At 68.7% G+C, this 428-nt stretch carries 1 pseudogene; it reads left to right on the forward strand.

What is annotated here, in order from left to right:
• Positions 1–428, forward strand: a pseudogene (locus tag ABFA30_RS24010) (urocanate hydratase); the annotation flags it as partial.

A 428-nucleotide genomic window follows, 5' to 3' on the forward strand; every position in this document is an offset into this window, starting at 1 on the left:
GGCCGCGACCCTGGCCGGCGCCTGCTCGCTGAACATCGAATGCCAGCAGAGCCGCATCGACTTCCGCCTGCAGACCCGCTACGTGGACGAGCAGGCCAGCGACTTGGACGACGCCCTGGCGCGCATCGCCCGCTACACCGCCGAAGGCAAGGCCATCTCCATCGCCCTGCATGGCAACGCCGCCGAAATCCTGCCAGAGCTGGTCAAGCGCGGCGTGCGCCCGGACATGGTCACCGACCAGACCAGCGCCCACGACCCGCTCAACGGCTACCTGCCCGCCGGCTGGACCTGGGAGCAGTACCGCGACCGTGCGCAGACCGAGCCTGCCGCCGTGGTCAAGGCGGCCAAGCAGTCCATGGCCGTGCACGTGCAAGCCATGCTCGACTTCCAGAAGCAGGGCGTGCCGACCTTCGACTACGGCAACAACA

It is taken from the genome of Pseudomonas sp. HLMP (genome assembly GCF_046365545.1).
Classification (GTDB): domain Bacteria; phylum Pseudomonadota; class Gammaproteobacteria; order Pseudomonadales; family Pseudomonadaceae; genus Aquipseudomonas; species Aquipseudomonas guariconensis_B.